Origin of the sequence: Bradyrhizobium sp. WSM3983, assembly GCF_000473045.1 — a bacterium.
Classification (GTDB): Bacteria; Pseudomonadota; Alphaproteobacteria; order Rhizobiales; family Xanthobacteraceae; genus Bradyrhizobium.
Map to the genome: position 1 here is coordinate 21165 of NZ_AXAY01000002.1, position 19588 is coordinate 40752.

Sequence of the window (19588 nt, forward strand, 5' to 3'; positions counted from 1 at the left end):
TCAACCTCCGAGATGCCAGATCACCGACCACGGCGTGAGCCGGTCGCCACTTGCGGCGCCCCAAAGCGGCGTGCCCGCATTGCTGTTGGAATGTATAATTTCGCTGTCCGACAGATTGGCGACTAGCCGCAGCGTCGTGCCGTCACCCATGCGCCAATGCGCGGTGAGCAGGCCGTTATCGGCCGCCGCGGCATCGCCGAAGCGCCCCCCCTTCAGCCGCGGCATGATCTCTTTGCGACGAAGTGCGAGCAGCTCGCGCACCAGTGTAAGCCGTGCATCCTGCTCCGCCGTGCGGCCGGCCCAGTCAAGCACGGCCGATTGCGGCGTGGCCGGATCGAGCGGATCGGGGACCTCGTCGCCGTACTTCTCGTAGGCCCAGGCATATTCCTGCTTGCGCCCCTTGCGCACGGCATCGGCCAGCCGGCCCTGGAAATCGCAGAAGAACGGGAAGGGGATTTTTGAGCCCCATTCCTCGCCCTGAAACAGCATCGGCACCATCGGTGCGAGCAACGTTACCACCAGCGCGGCCTCGATCTGCTGAGGCGATGCCAGGCTTTCGAGCCGGTCGCCGAGCGGGCGGTTTCCGATCTGGTCGTGGTTTTGCAGGAAGTTGACGAAGGTCGCCGGCGGCAACTCGCCGCTCGCCTCGCCGCGCGGCTTCTTGCCCCAGAATTCCGAGATCTCGCCCTGATAGACGAAGCCCGAGGCGAGCGCGCGTGCGAGGTCCATGCGCGGCGTCTGATAATCGGCGTAATAGCCGGCGAGCTCGCCGGTCAGCATCACGTGCCAGGCGTGATGATAGTCGTCGTTCCACTGCGCGCGATACTTTCCGTTCGGCGGCTCCTGCGCGGCGTCGAGCAGGCTTGCGCGGTTGTCGCCGTTCTCAAGCACGAGATGAATGTGGCGTCCGGTGGCCTTGGCGAGCTCGCCGGTGGCGGCGCTGAGGTCCTGCAGCATCGACTGCTCGCCGGGAATCGCCATGATGTGGTTGGCGGCATCCAGCCTCAAGCCGTCGAAGCGATAGTCTGTGAGCCAAGACAGCGCGTTCTCGACCGCGAAGGCCCGCACCTGCGGCACGCGATAATCGATCGCGCTGCCCCACGGCGTGTGCGCGTCGGTGAAGAAGGTCGGCGCGTAGCGGCCGAGATAGTTTCCTTCGGGCCCGAAGTGGTTGTAGACGACGTCCAAAAACACCATCAGCCCGCGCAGATGGGCTTCGTCGATCAGCGTCTTCAATTCTTCCGGGCGACCATAGGCGCTGTCGGGCGCGTACCAGAGCACGCCGTCATAGCCCCAGCCGTGGCGGCCGGCGAAATCGGCAAGCGGCATGAGTTCGAGTGCGGTGATGCCGGTCGCGACGAGATGATCGAGTTTGGCGATCATGGCGCGGTAGGTGCCATCGCTCGTGAAGGTGCCGACGTGGGTCTCGATCAGCACGGTCTCTTCCCAGGGGCGGCCGCGCCAATCCTTCGCGCGCCACGCAAACGCGTCGTGATCGATCACCTCGCTCGGGCCGGATACGTCCGCGGGCTGGAAGGCGGAGGCCGGATCGGGCACGTCGATCTCGTCGTCGATTCTGAACTTGTAAGGGCTGCCGACGGGCAGGGCGGCGATGTCGGCGACATACCAGCCATCCTGCCGTCGCTGCATGGCGTGCCGTCTCTCGAGCAGGAGATCGACGCGACGCGCACCGGGCGCCCACAGTCGGAACGACACGCCGTCCTTGGTCGGCCTCGCCCCGAAGGATGGCCTCATAGCGCCCCCGCGAAGGCGAGCACGGAGCGCGGCGGCGCCTTGCTGTCGCTTCCGGGCAGGAAATCAACGCTGTTCAGCTTGGCATCCGTCGTGTTCAGGATCTGCTGCCAGCTCTGGTATTCGGGCATTTTCGGCAATTTGAATGCGATCTCTTCGGGGGCGGCGTTCAATACGATAAAGATCGCCGCGCTACCCGGTTCCATCGGCCCCATCACATAAGAGAGAAACCGGCCCTCCGGGAATTTCCAGTCGTTCTCCGTCATCTCGTCGCCCGCAGGGGTCAGCCACAATGCGCCGTAGGAGATGCCGTCCTTTGGCCGGCCGTCGAGCCAGCGATGGCTGCGAAGCTGCGAGAAGCGGCGGCGGATATCTGCAAGATGGGCGACGAAATCGACCATGTCGTCGTCGTCCTTGCGGAGATTGTCCCAGCCGACCCAGCCGATTTCGTTGTCCTGGCAATAGGCGTTGTTGTTGCCCGACTGAGAATTGCCGACCTCGTCGCCGGCGAGGATCAGCGGAATGCCCTGCGCCAGCATGAGGCAGGCCAGCACGTTCTTGCGCAGCTGCCGCCGCAGCCCGAGGATCGCGGGATCGTCGGTCGGGCCCTCGACACCGCAATTGTTGCTGTGGTTGTCGTTGGAGCCGTCGCGATTGTCCTCGCCGTTGGCCTCGTTGTGCTTCTCGTTGTAGCTGAAGAGGTCGGCGAGCGTGAAGCCGTCATGCACGGTGATGTGGTTGATGCTGGCGCGCGGCCGCCGCCCGTCATGGTTGAACAGGTCGGAGGACGCTGTCATGCGGCTGGAGATGTCGCCGATCAGGCTGCCTTCGCCGCTCCAGTAGCGGCGCATGGCGCTGCGATAGCGATCGTTCCACTCCGACCATTGCGAGGGGAAGGCGCCGACCTGGTAGCCGCCGAGCCCGAGGTCCCACGGCTCGGCGACGAGCTTGACCGCGGCGAGCACCGGATCCTGCCGGATTGCGGTCAGGAACGAGATGCCGCGATCATATCCGGTCGGGCCGCGCGCGAGCGTGGTGGCGAGGTCGAAGCGGAAGCCGTCGACATGGCAGACCTCGACCCAGTAGCGCAGCGAATCCATCACCATCTGCAGCACGCGCGGATGGGTCAGATTCACCGACGAGCCGCAGCCGGTGAAGTCGTCGTAATAGCGCGGGTTCTCGCGGTTCAGCCAGTAATAGGAGGCGTTGTCGATGCCGCGGTAGCACAGCGTCGGCCCGAGGTGGTTGCCTTCGGCGGTGTGGTTGTAGACGACGTCGAGCATCACCTCGATGCCGGCATCGTGCAGCCGCGCCACCATGGTGCGAAAGGAATCGAGCGCATTGTCCTGGGCGTAGCGCTGCTCGGGCGCGAAGAAGGACAGCGTGTTGTAGCCCCAATAATTGGCGAGCTTCTTCTCCACCAGCATGCGGTCGTCGACGAAGCTATGGATCGGCAACAGCTCGACGGTGGTGACGCCGAGCTTCTTCAGATGCTCGATCATCGCCGGCGATGACAGCCCGCCATAGGTGCCGCGCAAATTCGGCGGCACGTCGTCGCGCTTCTGCGTCAGACCCTTGACGTGGGCTTCGTAGATGATCGTGTCTTCCCAGGGGATGTTGGGCCGGATCTCGCGCCGGCCCCAGTTGAAAGTCTCGTCGACCACCACGCCCTTGGGCATGCCGCGCGCATTGTCGCGCCGGTCGAATGACAGATCCTCACGCGCCGAGCCGGTGCGATAGGCGAAATGCGCATCGCTCCAGACGAGCCGCCCCGAAAGCCGCTTGGCGTAGGGGTCGAGCAGCAGCTTGTTGGCGTTGAAGCGGTGGCCGTGCTCGGGCTCGTAGGGGCCGTGCACGCGATAGCCGTAGAGCTGGCCCGGCGAGACGTCGTTCAGATAGCCGTGCCAGACATCCTCTGTTCGCTCCGGCAGCTCGACGCGTTCGAGCTCGCGACGGCCCTGGCTGTCGAACAGGCACAGTTCGACCTTCTGCGCGTTGGCGGAAAACAGCGCGAAGTTGGTGCCGCGTCCGTCCCAGCTTGCACCGAGGCGTGCGGGCGATCCAGCAGTCAGGCGCATCGGTCAGCTTTCCGGAACGAGGAAGATCGCGGCGAGCGGCGGAATGGTGAGGCGAAGCTCGGGCGTCTTGCCGTCAACGGTCTGGACCTCGCCGATGTTCCCGACATTGGTGCCGCCATAATGGGCGGAGTCCGAATTGAACACCTCTTTCCACTTGCCGGCAAAGGGCACGGGGACGCGGTAGTTGCGATAGACGTTGGGGGAGAAGTTGACGATCACCAGGCACCGCGCGTGCTCGTCGAACCCCTTGCGCAGCCAGGCGAAGACATTGCGGTTGGCATCGTTCGTGATCAGCCATTCGAAGCCGGCCTGGTCGCAATCCATCTGGTGCAGCGCCGGCACCGCGCGATAGAGCCGGTTGAGGTCGCGGATCAGCGCCTGGATGCCGGAATGATATTTGTATTCGAGCAGGTGCCAGTCGAGCGACTGATCGTGATTCCACTCGCGGCTCTGTGCGATCTCCGCGCCCATGAACAGCAGCTTCTTGCCGGGATGGCCGAACATGAAGCTGTAATAGGCGCGCAAGTTCGCAAAGCGCTGCCACTCATCACCCGGCATGCGGCCGAGGAGCGAGCGCTTTCCGTGCACCACTTCGTCATGCGACAGCGGCAGGATGAAGTTTTCCGAGAACGCGTAGTGCAGGCCGAACAGGATCTCGCCGTGATGATGCTTGCGGTGGATCGGATCCTTGCTGATGTAGTTCAGCGTGTCGTGCATCCAGCCCATATTCCACTTGTAGCCGAAGCCGAGCCCGCCGAATTCGACGGGGCGCGAGACCTGCGGCCATGCGGTGGATTCTTCGGCCGCCGTGGTCGCCTGCGGGAAGCGCGCAAACAGCTCTGTGTTGAAGCGGCGCAGGAAGTTGATGGCTTCGATGTTTTCGCGGCCGCCATACTGGTTCGGAATCCAGGCGCCGGGCGGGCGGCTGTAGTCGAGATACAGCATGGACGCGACCGCATCGACGCGCAGGCCGTCGATGGCGTAGCGCTCCAGCCAGAACAGCGCGTTTGACACCAGGAAGTTTGTCACTTCGGTGCGGCCATAATTGTAGATCAGCGTGCCCCAGTCGAGGTGCCGGCCCTGGAGCGGATTGGCGTGCTCGTAGAGCGAGGTGCCGTCAAAGCTGCCGAGCCCGTGCGGATCGTCCGGGAAGTGGCCGGGCACCCAGTCGAGCAGAACGCCAATGCCTTCACGATGGCAGGCATCGACCAGCGCGGCAAAATCCTCCGGCGTGCCGAAGCGGCTGGTTGGCGCGTAGAGGCCGGTTGGCTGGTAGCCCCAGGAGCCGTCGAACGGATGCTCGCTCACGGGCAGGAATTCGAGATGGGTGAAGCCCATGTCGCGGGCATAGGCCGGCAGCAGCTCGGCGAGCTCACGATAGGTCAGCCATTCGTTGCCGTTCTTGCGACGCCATGAGCCGAGATGGACCTCGTAGATCGACATCGGCGCCGACAGCGCGTTGATGCCATCCGGTGCCGGACGTGGCCGTGGCAGATGCGCCTCGTCGAAGACGATGGATGCCGTCTTCGGCCGCACCTCGCTCGCAAACGCCATCGGATCGGACTTCAGCGGCAGCAGATGGCCGTGTGGCCCGATGATCTCGAATTTATAGTGGTCGCCGGCCTTGGCGTTCGGGATGAACAATTCCCAATAGCCGGCGCCGCGCACCCGCATCGGGTGACGCCGCCCGTCCCAGAAATTGAAATCACCGACGACGGACACGCGTCGCGCATTCGGCGCCAGCACGACGAAGCCGATGCCGTCGATGCCCTCGAGCCGCATCGGATGCGCGCCGAGCTTGTCGTAGATGCGCTGATGTGTGCCTTCGCCGAGCAGATAGAGATCGAAATCGGTCAGAATCGGCGGGAAGCGGTAGGCATCCTCGAACTCGACGACGTTGTCACCGAATTTGGCGCGGAGCTGGTAGTGCTTCGAGCCGTTGGGCAGGGCACCGACGAACAGGCCGGAATCGTGGACGCGGTCGAGCTTCGCCACCTCGCCATGCTCGCCGACGGCCTCGACATTGGAGGCCTCGGGCAGGAAGGCGCGCACTACGCTCTTGCCCCCCTCGGGGTGCAGCCCGAGATAGTGGAAGGGATCGGAGTGGCGGCCCTCGATGATCGCGTAGGCTTCGGCTGGCAGTTTAGGCATGGGCTTCGCTCCCGGCACTGGACAGAATGCGAAGCAGGCCGGTCAGCGGCGCATTGAGCCCCTCCGGCCGGTGGGACAGCTCGTACTCTACCTCGTCGAACGCTTGATCAAGCAGGAAAAACCTTAACATGCTTTCCGCGGAATGCTTCTGTTCCGGCCAGAGCCGCCGATCGGTCATGGCCTCGCGATAGGCGCACAGGAAGGTCGCGGTGGCGCGTTCGCGCCATTCGTCGAGCGCGGCCGTGAGCCGGCCCTGCTCGTCGCTGCCCCCGGAGACCGCCCTGTTAAGTGCGGCGTTAACCGAAAGATCAATCGAGCGGACCAGGCCCGCGACGTCGCGCGCGGCAGGCAGCTTGCGCCGCTTGTCGGCCAGCGCGAGATGCGGATCGCCGTCGAAATCGATGATGAAGATGTCGTCCTTCACGATCAGAGTTTGCCCGAGGCGGAAGTCGCCATGATGACGGATGTTCAACCCGCCGATGTCGGATGGCAAGAGCGCGTTGATGTGGTCGGGCAGGGTCGCGCGCACCGCGACCAATTGGTCGATCAGAGGCCGGTCGCCCTCACGCAGGCCGTCGCGGCTGTCGGCCAGGCGGTCGAAGAGTCGCTCGGCCCGTCCCTTGAGGTCGGACGCCCAGCGTTTGACATCCGCAGGACCAATCGCTTCAGGGGCAAGATCGGCGGACTTTGCTGCGGCGAGCGCCACATGCAACTCGGCAAGCCGCCGGCCGGTCTGCGCCATGAAGTGCAGATAGGGCGCCTGCTCCTGGGTTGCCCGGGGCATCTCGTCCACCGGCCCCAACCGCTGCTCATCGATGTAGCGGTCGAGATAGCCAGTAGTCACGGCCCAGCCGTCGCCCTGGTTTTCGACATAGGCGTGCAAAACGCCGACCGCACTGCTTCTATCGCCTTCGACCAGTTCGACGCTGCCAAGCAGCGCCGGCGCATTGGCGAAGCGGGCGACCTCGGTCAGGTAACAGCCGATCTCGATCTCGGGATTGATGCCGCTCTCGATCTGGCGATGGATTTTTGCGACATACTGGTTGTCGACCAGGGCCGTGCTGTTCGACTGCTCGACCGCGCGAATGCGCGCGGGCTCCTTGATGGTGTATTCGGCGAACCTGCTGGTCGGCTTGAATTCGAGCCGCAGATTGTTCTCGTCCACCACGAGGTTCTGCGACAAGCCTCGCAGGAACAGTCCAATGAAGATCTGGTCGGTCGCGACGTCGAGCAGCGTGCCTTCGCGCGCGCCCTGGCGTACCGCGGCGAGCGCCTTCGGGTTGAAGCGCTCGCGATCGAACCGCACCCACTCGATCTGCATTGGCAGCACATAGCGCGTCGTGACGTCGTCCTGCGCCGTCTCGAAGAACGCGATCCAGGGCCTGTTGTCGCCGATGTCGCTGAACGGCACTGCCGAGGTCAACGTGGCCTTGATAAGCTTGGGATTGTGCTCGGGATACCAGCGTGTCCGCGACAGGAAGCCCGGCAGCACGTCCCGCTCGAACACGCCGCGCTCGCGCGCGAGCGACACCCAATTCGAGTTCACTGGCACCACCAGCGTTTCGAACTCCGGCACCGCGCGTGGCGTCACCGGCTCGGACTTATCGCGCTCCTGGAGCTGGAACCAGTAGAAGCCGTAAGGCCCGAGCGTGATCATATAGGGCAGCTCGCCGATTGCCGGGAAGCGGGTGCGGCCGAGCATCTCCTGCGGGATGCGATCCTTCCACGGCGACAGATCGAGCTCGGTCGCCTGCGCTGCGCGCGAGAGGTTGGCGACGCAGAGGATGACCTCGTCGTGATATTGACGGACATAGGCCAGCACGGCCCGGTTCGCCGGGCGGATGAAGGTCATGGTGCCGCGCCCGAAGGCCAGCGTCGACTTGCGTACCGAGATCAGCCGCTTGGTGGCACTCAGCAGCGACGACAGGCTGCGCGACTGCGCCTCCACGTTGACCGAATCGTAGCCGTAGACAGGATCCATGATCGGCGGCGCATAGAGGCGGGCGGGATCGGCGCGGGAGAAGCCGCCATTGCGGTCCGGGCTCCATTGCATCGGCGTGCGCACGCCGTTGCGGTCGCCGAGATAGATGTTGTCGCCCATCCCGATCTCGTCGCCGTAATAGATGATCGGCGTGCCGGGGAACGACAGCAGCAGCGAGTTCATCAGCTCGATCTTGCGCCGGTCATTGTCCATCAGCGGCGCGAGACGCCGGCGGATACCGACATTGATGCGCGCGCGGGGATCGTTGGCGTAGGTGGTCCAGAGATAGTCGCGCTCGACGTCGGTGACCATCTCCAGCGTCAGCTCGTCATGGTTGCGCAGGAACAGCGCCCATTGGCAGCTCGCGGGAATGTCAGGCGTCTGGCGCAAGATGTCGGTGATCGGGAAGCGATCCTCCTGCGCGATCGCCATGTAGATGCGCGGCATCAGCGGGAAGTGATAGGCCATCTGGCATTCGTCGCCGCGGCCGAAATATTCCTGCACGTCCTCGGGCCATTGATTGGCCTCGGCCAGCAGCAGCTTGCCCTTGGAATAGGCGTCCAGCTCATGGCGCAGGCGCTTGATGATGGCATGTGTCTCGGGGAGGTTCTCGTTCGAGGTGCCCTCGCGCTCGCAGAGATAGGGAATGGCGTCCAGCCGGAAGCCGTCGACGCCGGCATCGAGCCAGCGCTTCATCACCTGGATGATGGCGCTGACGACGCGCGGGTTGTCGAAATTGAGGTCGGGCTGGTGCGAGAAGAAGCGGTGCCAGTAGAACGCACCGGCCTCCGGATCCCAGGTCCAGTTCGACTTCTCGGTGTCGGTGAAGATGATGCGCGTGCCCTGGTATTTCTGGTCGGTATCGCTCCACACATACCAGTCGCGGGCGCTCGAACCGGCCGGGCTGCGGCGTGCGCGCTTGAACCAATTGTGCTGGTCGGAGGTGTGGTTGACGACGAGCTCGGTGATGACGCGAAGCCCGCGCTTCTGCGCTTCCTGGATGAAGCGCTTGAAGTCTTTCATCGTCCCGAAATCGGGATTGATCGAGCCATAGTCGCCGATGTCATAGCCATCGTCGCGGCCGGGCGAGGGGTAGAACGGCAGCAGCCATAGCGCGGTGACGCCGAGATCCTGCAGATAAGGCAGTTTCTCGGTCAGTCCGGCAAAATCGCCGATGCCGTCATTGTTGCTGTCGGCAAAGGCCTTGACGTGGAGCTGGTAAATGATGGCGTCCTTGTACCAGAGCTCATCCACGACCTCGGCAGCCTCAGCCTTCTTGGTGTCGACGGAAGACAATACATTCATGGCGCGATCCTTACGCCAGACAGCGGAATAGCAGCGCCGGATCGCGGTCAGGATCGATGCGCAACCTGACTCCGCCCCATTCGATGCGGGACTGTTCGCCTGTCATGAGATTTTCGAGGGCGGTGACGTGGCGGCGTTCGCCGCCGACGCCGATGGTGAGGTCGCCGAGCAGCAACCAGAATTCGCGCACATGGCGCGAGAGGGCGATGGCGGCGACGACAGTGTTGGCCGGTTCAGCCGCCTCCTTGGCGAAGGCGATGGTCTCGCCGTCCTCGATGCCGAGGAAGCGCAAATTGGTCGTCTGCTGCAGCGCCGCGTTGTCGTTGCGGATGCGGTTGAGCGCGGTGATGTAGGGCTTGATGTTGCCAGGCTTGTCCCAGTCGCGCTGGCGGATCTGGTACTTCTCGGAATCCTGATATTCTTCGTGGCCGGGGATGGCCTCGTGCTCGAGCAGTTCGAACCCGCTGTAGAGGCCGTAATTGCCCGACAGCATTGCGGCCAGCGCGACGCGCGACTTGAAGGCCCAGGCCTCGCCGCTCTGGAGATGATAGGGCAGCAGGTCCGGCGTGTTGACGAACAGATTCGGACGATAGAAGTCCCGTTCGGGATAGCGCGTGAGCTCACCCAGATATTGCTCCAGCTCCCACTTCGCCGTGCGCCATGGGAAATAGGTGAAGGACTGCGAAAAACCGAGCTTGGCGAGACCCTTCATCAGCTTCGGCCGTGCAAACGTCTTGGAGAACAGGATCACCTCGGGATGCCGCAGACGAATGTCGCGGATCAGCCACTCCCAGAACGGCGGCGGCGCGGTGTCGTGATTGTCGATCGCGAAAATGGTCACGCCATGGTCGATCCAGAACAGCATGGCGTCGCGGAATGCATTCCACAGCCCGACCCGGTCGACGGAGGCGAAATCGGGGATGACGATATCCGAATAGGGACCATCCGCCGTCCGCACCGAGCGGTCGGGCCGCCATTTGAACCATTCCGGGTGCTGCGTCAGCCAGGGATGATCCGGCGAGCATTGCACGGCGAAATCGAGCGCGAGCTCGAGGCCGTATTCGAGGCAGGTCGCGACCAGCGCGCGAAAATCCTCGACGGTGCCGAGCTCGGGATGCACCGCATCGTGCCCGCCCTCGGCCGCGCCGATCGCGTAGGGCGAGCCGGGCTCGCCCTCGGTCGCCACCGGCGCATTGTTGCGGCCCTTGCGGTGGGTCTGGCCGATCGGGTGGATCGGCGTGAAGTAGAGCACGTCAAAACCCATCGCGGCGATATCGGGCACGCGCGCGATGCAGTCGCGCAGCGTGCCGTGCCGGCCGGCAACCCGGCTCTGGCTGCGTGGCATCATCTGATACCAGGCACCGAAGCGGGCCTTGTCGCGGTCGATGATCAGCGGGAAGGGCGGCGAGCGGGTGAGGTCAGGCCGGGACTGGCTCTCGGCCATGGCCTCACCGAGATCGGTTGCCAACAGCGAGGCGACATCGCCGCTTTGAAGATAGTCCTCGCATTGCCTGACAATGACGGCCGCGGCGTCCTGCCGCGCGCCATGCGCCTTGGTCAGCAGGCCCGCACCCTCGATGGCATCGAGCGTGACGTCGCTGCCGGACAGCTGCTTGCGCTCGACCCCGTGACGCCAAGTGGCGAATTCGTCGGTCCAGGCTTCGATGGCATAGACATATTGGCCGGACTCGGCCGGCACGAACGTGCCGGACCAGCGGTCGTCGCTATGATGGGTCATGCTCTCGCGCCGCCATTCCCGGTCCTGCTCGCCGCGCCAGATCAGCGCGGCGCCGATTGTGGCGTCGCCATCGCGATAGATGTCGGCCCAGACCTCGACCCGTTCGCCGGCGATCCGCTTCACGGCAAAGCGACCGCCATCGATCGACGGATAGACGTCTTCGATCAGGAAAGCGCTGCCGGCAGCGGCACTCTCGACAGTTTGAATTGTCTTGTTCACGGTGATGCCATTGACAAGAAAGCAGGAGCCCGTTTCCCTTGTCGGGAACCTACGCTTGATACCTATATAGAAAGCCGCTTGTGTGTCATTGGTTCCCCTGGGAACGGCAGGCGCGGTTTGTGAGTTAAGCCCGACTAACCTCTTCCGCGACCTCACTAAAATCGATGCCCCCGGGCCGATTGATGGCCTGCAAGCTGCGTGCCGAATGGACCTTTTAGCTCAAGCCCGGATCAAGGGCGTTCAATCCGAATTCACAGATGCCCTCGGAAAGCTGCGGGTCACCGCACCCGAGGCGCTCAAATCCATCCTCGATGCCCTGCCGGAGAAGCGGGTCTACCGCTTCGTCAGCGGGCCTGTCGTGGTTCGCGCGCTGGGCAATCCGCGCACGGAGCTCGCGGCCATCGGCACCGCGCCGCTGCAATGGAAAATCAGGGGCAACGGCAATGTGATTGCGCAGGGCGAGACGCGCGAACCCGTGATCGCCTGGCCCGCCGGCCTCCCGCTTGGTTATCACCGGCTGACGCTGACTGATGCCGCAGGCGTGTCGGAAGAGGTGCCCATGATCGTGGCACCCGAGCGGGCTTTTGGTGGTGATTTCGACCGCGGCTGGCTGCTCGCCGTGCAGCTCTACAGCGTTCGCTCGGACCGCAATTGGGGCATCGGCGATTTCACCGATCTGGCCGGCCTGCTCAGGCTCGCAAAGCAACTGGGAGCCGATGGCGTCGGACTCAATCCGCTTCACGTTCTGTTCGACAATCATCCGGCCGACTGCAGCCCCTATTCGCCGAACAGCCGGCTGTTTCTCAATCCGCTCTATATCGACGTCGAGGCCGTCCCCGAATTTTCAGCGGACTTCATCCCGGACGCGGTCGCGACCGCCGCGCGGCTGCGCGAAGGCGATCGTGTCCCTTATGCCGATATGGCGGCGCTGAAATGGCTGGGTCTGCGCGCCGCCTTTGACAGTTTCGTGAAAACCGCGAGCGGTGTCCGCCGCAACCAGTTTGATGCCTTCCGCGCCGACCGGGGGCCGCTGCTGTCGCGCTTCGCCTGCTTCGAGGTGCTGCGGCATCGTTTCACAACGCCATGGTGGGAATGGCCGATGGAATGGCGGCAACCGGACGATGCCAAATGCGCCACCTTGCGCAAGGGTCCTGATAGCCGCGAGGTCGAGTTCGTCGAATTCGTGCAATGGACGGCTGATGCGCAATTGGGCGCCGCCAAGGCGCTGTCCGCCGAGCTTGGCATGCGCGTGGGGCTCTATCTCGACGTCGCCGTCGGCGTGCAGTCCAACGGTTTTGATGCCTGGAACGAGCAGATGGCGATCTCGCGCCACCTTGCGGTCGGCGCGCCGCCCGACGTGCTCAACACCGTTGGGCAGGACTGGGGCCTCGCTGGCTTCAACGCGGGCGGCCTGGAGGCGCAATCCTTCGTGCCGTTCGCCGACATGGTGGCCGCCTCGATGCGGCACGCCGGCGCGATCCGGCTCGATCACGTGCTGGGACTGAAGCGGCTCTATCTGGTGCCGCGCGGCTTCAAGCCCGACAACGGCGCCTATGTGCAGATGCCGCTCGAGGCGCTGCTGGCCGCGGTCGTGCGCGAAAGCGTCACACACAAATGCATCGTGATCGGCGAAGACCTCGGCACCGTGCCGGAAGGTTTTCGCGAGACCATGCAGGATTTCGGCATCTGGTCGTACCTCGTCATGATGTTCGAGCGGGACGATGCCGGTCATTTCCGCAACACCGACCACTACCGGCCGAACGCACTGGTGACGCTGAACACGCACGATCTCTGCACCTATGCGGGATGGCGCTCGTTCAGCGATCTCAGGATGAAGCAGTCGCTCGGGCTCGATCCCGGAGAGGACGACCAGGCGCGCTGGCGCGCGCTCGGCGCGCTCGATGAGATCCTGCGTCAGAACGGCATCACCGCCAACGATCTCTATTCAGTGCTCGGCTTCCTGTCGCGCACGCCGTCGCGGCTGCTTGCGGTGTCGATGGAGGATTTGCTCGGCGTGATCGACCAGCCAAACATTCCCGGCACGATCGATGAGCATCCGAATTGGCGCCAGCGCCTGCCCGTTGCGCTCGACAAGATCGCCGCCAAGATCGATCTCGCGGCCTTGAAGGCCGCGACGCGGGAACGTTCGCTGACTGGCGGGAGTTGATCAGCCGGGATTTCCAAGGCTTGTACGACCAAGGCTCGCACGACATTGTCTCAGAAGATCGAGGATTATGCGTTGATCGGCGATTGCGAGACCGCGGCGCTGGTCGGGCGCAACGGCTCGATCGACTGGCTGTGCTGGCCGGCCTTCGATTCCGACGCCTGCTTTGCCGCCATCCTCGGCACGCGCAAGAACGGCCGCTGGCTGGTTGCGCCGAGCGAGGACATCACCGCCACGTCGCGCCGCTATCTCGGCAATACCCTCATCCTCGAAACGCGTTTTGAAACCAAGAGCGGCACCGTCGCGCTGGTCGACTTCATGCCGCCGCGCGGCAAGGCCTCCGACATCGTGCGGCTGGTGCGCGGTCTCACGGGCTCGGTGAAGATGCGGATGGAGCTCGTGATCCGCTTCGGCTTCGGCGTCGACATTCCCTGGGTGCGCCGGATCGACCATTCGCTGCTGGCGATCGCCGGCCAGGACATGACGGTTCTGAGGACGCCGGCCAAGACCCGCGGCGAGGACATGACCACGGTTTCCGACTTCGAGGTGAGGGCGGGGGAGACCGTGCCCTTCGTGCTGACCTACGGCCCCTCGCATCTCGACCCGCCCGAGCCGATCGATCCGGAGATCGCGCTCCAGGAGACCGAGACATTCTGGAAGGAATGGTGCAGCCATTGCACGCGCGACGACGAGTACCACGATCTCATCCTGCGCTCGCTGATCACGTTGAAGGCGCTGACGTTCGAGCCCACAGGCGGCATCGTCGCCGCGCCCACCACCTCATTGCCGGAAAAGCTCGGCGGTGCCAGGAATTGGGACTACCGCTTCTGCTGGCTGCGCGACGCCACCTTCACGCTGCTGGCGCTGATGAATTCCGGCTATACCGAGGAAGCCTCGGCCTGGCACAATTGGCTCTTGCGCGCGGCCGCCGGTTCTCCGTCGAGCATGCAGATCATGTACGGCATCTGGGGCCAGCGGCGATTGCTGGAATGGGAGGCGGGCTGGCTCGATGGCTACGAGGGCGCGCAGCCGGTGCGCATCGGCAATGCCGCGCACGCGCAGCTCCAGCTCGACGTCTACGGCGAATTGATCGACGCCTTCCATCAGTCGCGCATGGCCAAGCTGAAGCTCGACGACGAGACCTGGGCGCTGGAATGCAACGTGCTCAACCATCTCGCCGAGGTCTGGGACCAGCCCGATCACGGCATCTGGGAGCGGCGCGGCCAGCCCCGGCACTACGTCTTCTCCAAGGTCATGACCTGGGTCGCCTTCGACCGTGGCATCAAGAGCGCCGAGACCTTCGGTTTCAAGGCGCCGCTCCTGCATTGGCGCGCGCTACGCGACGCCATTCATCGCGACGTCTGCCACAGCGGCTTTGACGCGGAGGAGAATACCTTCGTCGAGTCCTACGGGTCGAAGCTGCTCGACGCCAGCCTGCTGCTGCTGCCGGCTGTCGGCTTCCTGCCGGCGTCGGATCCCCGCATCCGCGGCTCCATCGCGGCCGTCGGGAAATACATGATGCGCGACGGTTTCGTGCTGCGGCACGATCCGCGCGAGGTCTCTGAGGAAGAGCAGCCGATCGAGGGCGCGTTCCTGGCCTGCACGCTGTGGCTGGCCGACGCCCATGTGCTGGCGGGCAATCTCGACAAGGCGCAAGAGCTGTTCGACCGCGTTGCGGGACTTGCGAACGATGTCGGGCTATTGGCCGAGGAATACGATCCCGTCGCACGCCGCCAGACCGGCAACTTCCCGCAAGCGCTGACCCACATCGCGCTGATCAACACCGCGCATAATCTCTCGGCGGCCCGGCACGCGAGCGAGAAGCCCGCGATGCAGCGGTCGAAGTAGTGACGGCCTTTTTTAGACCCCGAGCCACTCCAGGCCGCCGGGGAGTTCGCTGACGGCAAAGTCCACCTGCAGGACGCGGCGATGCATCGGAGCGTCAGCGGCATCCGATGCATGGAGAATTGGCGTCGCATAGAGCCAGATGTCGCCGCGATCGGCCAGACATGCGACCGTGCCGCACCGGCGGACAACGTCCTTTACGTCCTCCTCGGCAATCCGCCCAAGTTCATGCGACCCAGGCGCGACCAGCAGCGGCGCATTGCTTGCCGGGACCGGATCGATATGAACCCGCAACGTCACCATGCCCGAGAGCAACGTAAAGGGCGGCTCGACGTGCTGCATGCCGTTCTTGACGCTCCAGGTCTCGAAACCATCGACGGAGATGCGCTCCTTCACGGCGATGGTGCGATCCTGGTGCCAGCCCAGGGCCCAGTTCATTGCTTGGGTCTTGTCGAAGAGGATGGCCCTGACCGGACGACAAGCTTCGCCAAGCACCGACGCTGCGCGGCTTCCGACATGCCCGCTCGCGGCTAAGAAGGGCGCAAGGCCCTCGATGCCTCGGAGCCTCAGCCCTGCGTGATCGGGCGGCAAATGGGGCAGGATTGCCTTGAGCTGGTGCAATTGATCTAAGGTCAGCGCCTGGCGGAACAGCTGCGCGCCATCGGCTAGAAAAGTTAGCTGTTCAATTCCCAAGGTCGCGCACCGATAGGCCAATCGCTCAACCAACCCCGTTCCGCTTCAGGATCATTTCCATCGCTTCCGCAAAACCGTCCTGCTCGTTGGTCGCGGTGACGTTGGTGGCCTGGTCCTTGACGTTGTCGGTGGCGTTGCCCATGGCGATCGAGACGCCGCTGACGCGGAACATGGCGAGGTCGTTCTGCATGTCGCCGATGGTGGCGACTGCGTCGGCGGAAATGCCCAAACGCTTGGCCATGGCCTGCACGAACGTGCCCTTGTCGAAGCCGGGCGGGGTGATGTCGAGATAATAGGTCTGCGAGCGCACCGCGGTCGCCTGGCTGCCGAGCGCCTCCTGCATCGCTTTCTCGCAACGCTCCAGGCCTGCGGCATCTGCGCTCGCGCCGACGATTTTGCAGGCGCTGGCGAGATACGGCAAAAAGTCTCCTACAACAGTTGGTTCGGAGCGGATCGTGTGCTGCTCATGCGCGACGTAGCCGCCGTTCGGGTTATCGATCAGCCATTTGTCGTACGTAAAGAGCCAGACGTCGGCGCCGAATTCACGGAGGATCTGAATCGACCGCTCGGCCGCGCTTTTCGGGAGCAAATGCTGCTCGACCGGATTCATCTCGGGATCGACGATCGATGAGCCGTTGAACGGGCCGACCGGCAGCCAAAGCGCCAGCGGCTCGATCAGGAAGCGCATGCCAATCGCGGGGCGACTGGAGGTGATGGTGAAGCCGATGCCAGCCTGGTGCAGCTTCTGTACCGCGGACCTCGCGCGGTCCGTCAGCGTCTTGTCCTTGGTGAGCAGCGTGCCGTCGACGTCGGAGACGACCAATGAGATTTTCGTCATGGCTGAGCCTTGGTTTCCTTGGCCTTGCTTGTCCCGCCGTCGAATTTCAGCTGCCGCACGATGCCGTCGACGATCGCCTCGACGGTCTCGTCGATCGACGCGGTGATGACGTGCTCGCTCGCCTCCGGCGGCTCCAGCGTGTTGAACTGGCTGGTGAGCAGCCCGGGCGGCATGAAATGGCCCTTGCGATGCGCGAGCCGGTCGGCGATCAGCTCCTGCGTACCCTTCAGGAATACGAAGCGCACGTCGTCGCGTCCGCGCAGCAGCACGTCGCGATAGGTGTGCTTGAGCGCCGAACAGGCGATGATGACGTGCCCGCCCTTGCCGCAGACCCGCGCAATCTCGTCGGCGATGGCGTTGAGCCAGGGCCAGCGGTCCTCGTCGGTGAGCGGATGGCCGGCCTTCATCTTCTCGACATTGCTCGCGGGGTGGAAACTGTCGCCGTCCTCGAAGCGCCAGCCGAGCCGCTTGCCGAGTAGTTCCGCAACTGTGCTCTTGCCCGAGCCCGACACGCCCATCACGATCAGCGCACAAGGTGCTTTAACGCCCGCCACGAATTCCCTCCGGAAGCGCGGCCTGGTCGACCAGCCAGACGGTCTCACCATTCGAGCGCGCGCGTACAGCCGGCAAAGTCTCGCCATTGAGGAGGCGCGTCAAGATCGGCTGCTTGTCATGCCCAGCGATCTCGAACAGCATTTCGTGGCAGGACGCCAGTGCGGGGAGCGTCAGCGAAACCCGCGGCACAAAGGGGGCCACATTGGCGTTGGGGACGCCGACGACCCAGCGCGCGCTCTCCTCGATGGCCGGATAGCCGGGAAACAGCGAGGCGGTGTGTCCATCAGGGCCCGCGCCCATCAGAACGAGATCAAACAGCGGTCGCGCCGGATCGAGGTTTTCAGATCCGTAGAACGCCTGCAGTTCGTGCGCATAGGCCTCGGCGCTTCGGTCCGGATTTTCAATCGTGGTTGGAATCGGGTGGATATGGCCGGCGGGCGCGTTGCGATCGAGGAAGGTCGCGCGCGCGACGGCCGTGTTGTTGAGGGCATCGCTCTCGGGGACAAAGCGCTCGTCGCCGATGAACCAGTGCACGCGATCCCACGGGATTTTGCTGCGCCAGGCGTCGCTGCCGAGGAGCTGATAGAGCTTCTTCGGGCTCGAGCCGCCGGTGAGGCAGATCGCAATGCGGTCGGGATTGGCCTCAATCCGGGCCATCACCCGTTTGGCCGCAGCCTGCGCCAGGGCCTCAGTGTCGGCGACGACGATCAGCTTCGGCTCTCCGGCCGCTGCCATCACGAAAACTTCCGCCAGCTGCGCCCATCGCGCCGCAGCAGCTCATCGGCGCAGCCCGGGCCGTCGCTGCCGGCGGGGTAGGTCTCGATGCCGTTGGTGCCTGCACTCTTCCAGGCATCCAGGAAAGGCTGCACCGCCTGCCATCCGGCCTCGATGCCGTCGGCGCGCTGGAACAGGATGTTGTCGCCGATCATGCAGTCGTAGATCAGCGTCTCGTAGCCGGTCGAGGGATCGGCCCGGAAATAGTCCCCGTACTTGAACTTCATCTCGACGCCGTCGATGGTGATGCTCGGTCCCGGGATCTTGGCGTTGAACTGAAGCTCGATCGTCTCGGTCGGCGCGATGCCGATGGTCAGGAAGTTTTGCGACAAGCGATCGACGTCGGTGCCCGAGAACATCGACAGCGGCGCCTGCTTGAACTTGATCGCGACTTCCGTGCGCTTGTGGCCCAGCGCCTTGCCGGTACGTAGATAGAACGGCACGCCGGCCCAGCGCCAATTGTCGATCATCAGCTTCAGCGCGACAAAGGTCTCGGTGGTGCTGCCCGCCTTGACGTCCTCGGTCTTGCGATAGTCAGTGATCTCGTCGTCGCCGATCCGGCCCGCGAGATATTGCGCGCGCACCGAGTTTCTCAGCGCTTCCTCCTGGTTCGGCTGCTGGATCGAGGTGAGTACCTCGGCCTTCTCGGAGCGGACGGAATGCGCGTCGAAGCGCGCGGGCGGCTCCATCGCGACCAGTGACATCAGCTGGAACAGATGGTTCGGCACCATGTCGCGCAGCGCGCCGGTGGCGTCGTAGAAACCGCCGCGATGGCCGACGCCGAGCTTCTCCTCCACCGTGATCTGGATGTGGTCGATGTGGTTGCGATTCCAGATCGGCTCGAACATGCCGTTGGCAAAGCGCAGCACCAGGATGTTCTGTACCGTCTCCTTGCCGAGATAGTGATCGATCCGGTAGATCTGGTGCTCCGTCATGATCTTCAGCAGCTCGGCATTCAGCGCCTTGGCCGAGGCGAGGTCGGTGCCGAACGGCTTTTCGATCACCAGCCGCCGCCAGGCGCCGTTCTCCTTCATCATGCCGGTGCGGCCGAGCTCGCGTGCGGTCGGTGCAAACGCGGCGGGAGGGGTTGCCAGATAGAACAGGCGATTGCCGCCGGTGTCCTGCGCGCATTCCAGCGAATCCAGATGCTCGCGCAAGCGATCGAAGGACGGCGGGTCCTTCGGATCGGCCTCGACGAAGGTGAGACATTGCAGCAGCCTCTCGGCGATATCGTCGTCCACGGGCCGCGTCGCGAATTGCTTCAGGCCCTTCAACAGGCTGTCGCGCAGTTCGTCATCGGACTGGCCCTTGCGGGCCACGCCGACGACGCAGAATTTTTCCGGCAACAGGTGCTCGGCGGCCAGATTGTACAGAGACGGCATCACCAGGCGATGGGTGAGGTCGCCGGTGACGCCGAAAATGACGAAGGCGCAATTTTCCGGCTTGCGCTTGGCTTGCGGGTCTTTTGTCACGAACGATTGACCTTCGTTTGTTG

12 protein-coding genes are annotated in these 19588 nt (G+C 64.1%); 2 read left to right on the forward strand and 10 right to left on the reverse strand.

Annotation, left to right across the window (positions count from 1 at the left end; all coding sequences use genetic code 11):
- From treZ to YUA_RS0103020, 5 genes are read right to left on the reverse strand one after another with little or no spacing between them, the layout of a single operon-like run.
- Positions 1-1755, reverse strand: a complete 1755-nt coding sequence (gene treZ / locus YUA_RS0103000) for a malto-oligosyltrehalose trehalohydrolase (protein ID WP_027529319.1) — start codon at positions 1753-1755, stop codon at positions 1-3.
- Positions 1752-3830 (reverse strand): glycogen debranching protein GlgX, encoded by a 2079-nt coding sequence (gene glgX, locus YUA_RS0103005; RefSeq protein WP_027529320.1) that lies wholly within the window; start codon positions 3828-3830, stop codon positions 1752-1754. Before glgX ends, treZ begins: the two co-directional genes overlap by 4 nt.
- A gap of 3 nt (positions 3831-3833) precedes the next feature.
- A complete protein-coding gene (glgB, locus tag YUA_RS0103010) occupies positions 3834-5981 on the reverse strand; it encodes a 1,4-alpha-glucan branching protein GlgB (RefSeq protein ID WP_027529321.1) in 2148 nt (715 codons plus the stop codon).
- Complete coding sequence (gene treS, locus YUA_RS0103015; RefSeq protein WP_027529322.1) at positions 5974-9267, reverse strand: maltose alpha-D-glucosyltransferase; 3294 nt, start codon at positions 9265-9267, stop codon at positions 5974-5976. Before treS ends, glgB begins: the two co-directional genes overlap by 8 nt.
- A 10-nt stretch (positions 9268-9277) precedes the next feature.
- On the reverse strand, positions 9278-11224 hold the full coding sequence (locus tag YUA_RS0103020) for a maltotransferase domain-containing protein (protein ID WP_027529323.1): 1947 nt from the start codon (positions 11222-11224) through the stop codon (positions 9278-9280).
- 205 nt (positions 11225-11429) lie between these two features.
- Here YUA_RS0103020 and malQ point away from each other — a divergent pair, with 205 nt between their 5' ends.
- Positions 11430-13391, forward strand: a complete 1962-nt coding sequence (gene malQ / locus YUA_RS0103025; RefSeq protein WP_027529324.1) for a 4-alpha-glucanotransferase — start codon at positions 11430-11432, stop codon at positions 13389-13391.
- Positions 13392-13436: 45 nt separating this feature from the next.
- On the forward strand, positions 13437-15236 hold the full coding sequence (locus YUA_RS0103030; RefSeq protein ID WP_027529325.1) for a glycoside hydrolase family 15 protein: 1800 nt from the start codon (positions 13437-13439) through the stop codon (positions 15234-15236).
- 12 nt (positions 15237-15248) lie between these two features.
- On the opposite strand, the gene YUA_RS0103035 is transcribed toward YUA_RS0103030, so the two are convergent.
- The 5 genes from YUA_RS0103035 to zwf are packed head-to-tail and all read right to left on the reverse strand — an operon-like array spanning position 15249 to position 19565.
- Positions 15249-15926 carry a phytanoyl-CoA dioxygenase family protein gene (locus tag YUA_RS0103035; RefSeq protein WP_027529326.1) on the reverse strand — a complete coding sequence of 226 codons (678 nt, stop codon included), beginning with the start codon at positions 15924-15926 and terminating at the stop codon, positions 15249-15251.
- Positions 15927-15951: 25 nt separating this feature from the next.
- On the reverse strand, positions 15952-16764 hold the full coding sequence (locus tag YUA_RS0103040) for a Cof-type HAD-IIB family hydrolase (protein ID WP_027529327.1): 813 nt from the start codon (positions 16762-16764) through the stop codon (positions 15952-15954).
- Complete coding sequence (locus YUA_RS43390; protein WP_051383086.1) at positions 16761-17318, reverse strand: gluconokinase; 558 nt, start codon at positions 17316-17318, stop codon at positions 16761-16763. Before YUA_RS43390 ends, YUA_RS0103040 begins: the two co-directional genes overlap by 4 nt.
- Positions 17305-18054, reverse strand: a complete 750-nt coding sequence (gene pgl / locus YUA_RS0103050) for a 6-phosphogluconolactonase (RefSeq protein WP_027529328.1) — start codon at positions 18052-18054, stop codon at positions 17305-17307. Before pgl ends, YUA_RS43390 begins: the two co-directional genes overlap by 14 nt.
- Positions 18054-19565 (reverse strand): glucose-6-phosphate dehydrogenase, encoded by a 1512-nt coding sequence (gene zwf / locus YUA_RS0103055; RefSeq protein ID WP_027529329.1) that lies wholly within the window; start codon positions 19563-19565, stop codon positions 18054-18056. The genes pgl and zwf overlap by 1 nt, the downstream gene beginning before the upstream one ends.
- Between the last annotated feature and the right edge of the window lie 23 nt (positions 19566-19588).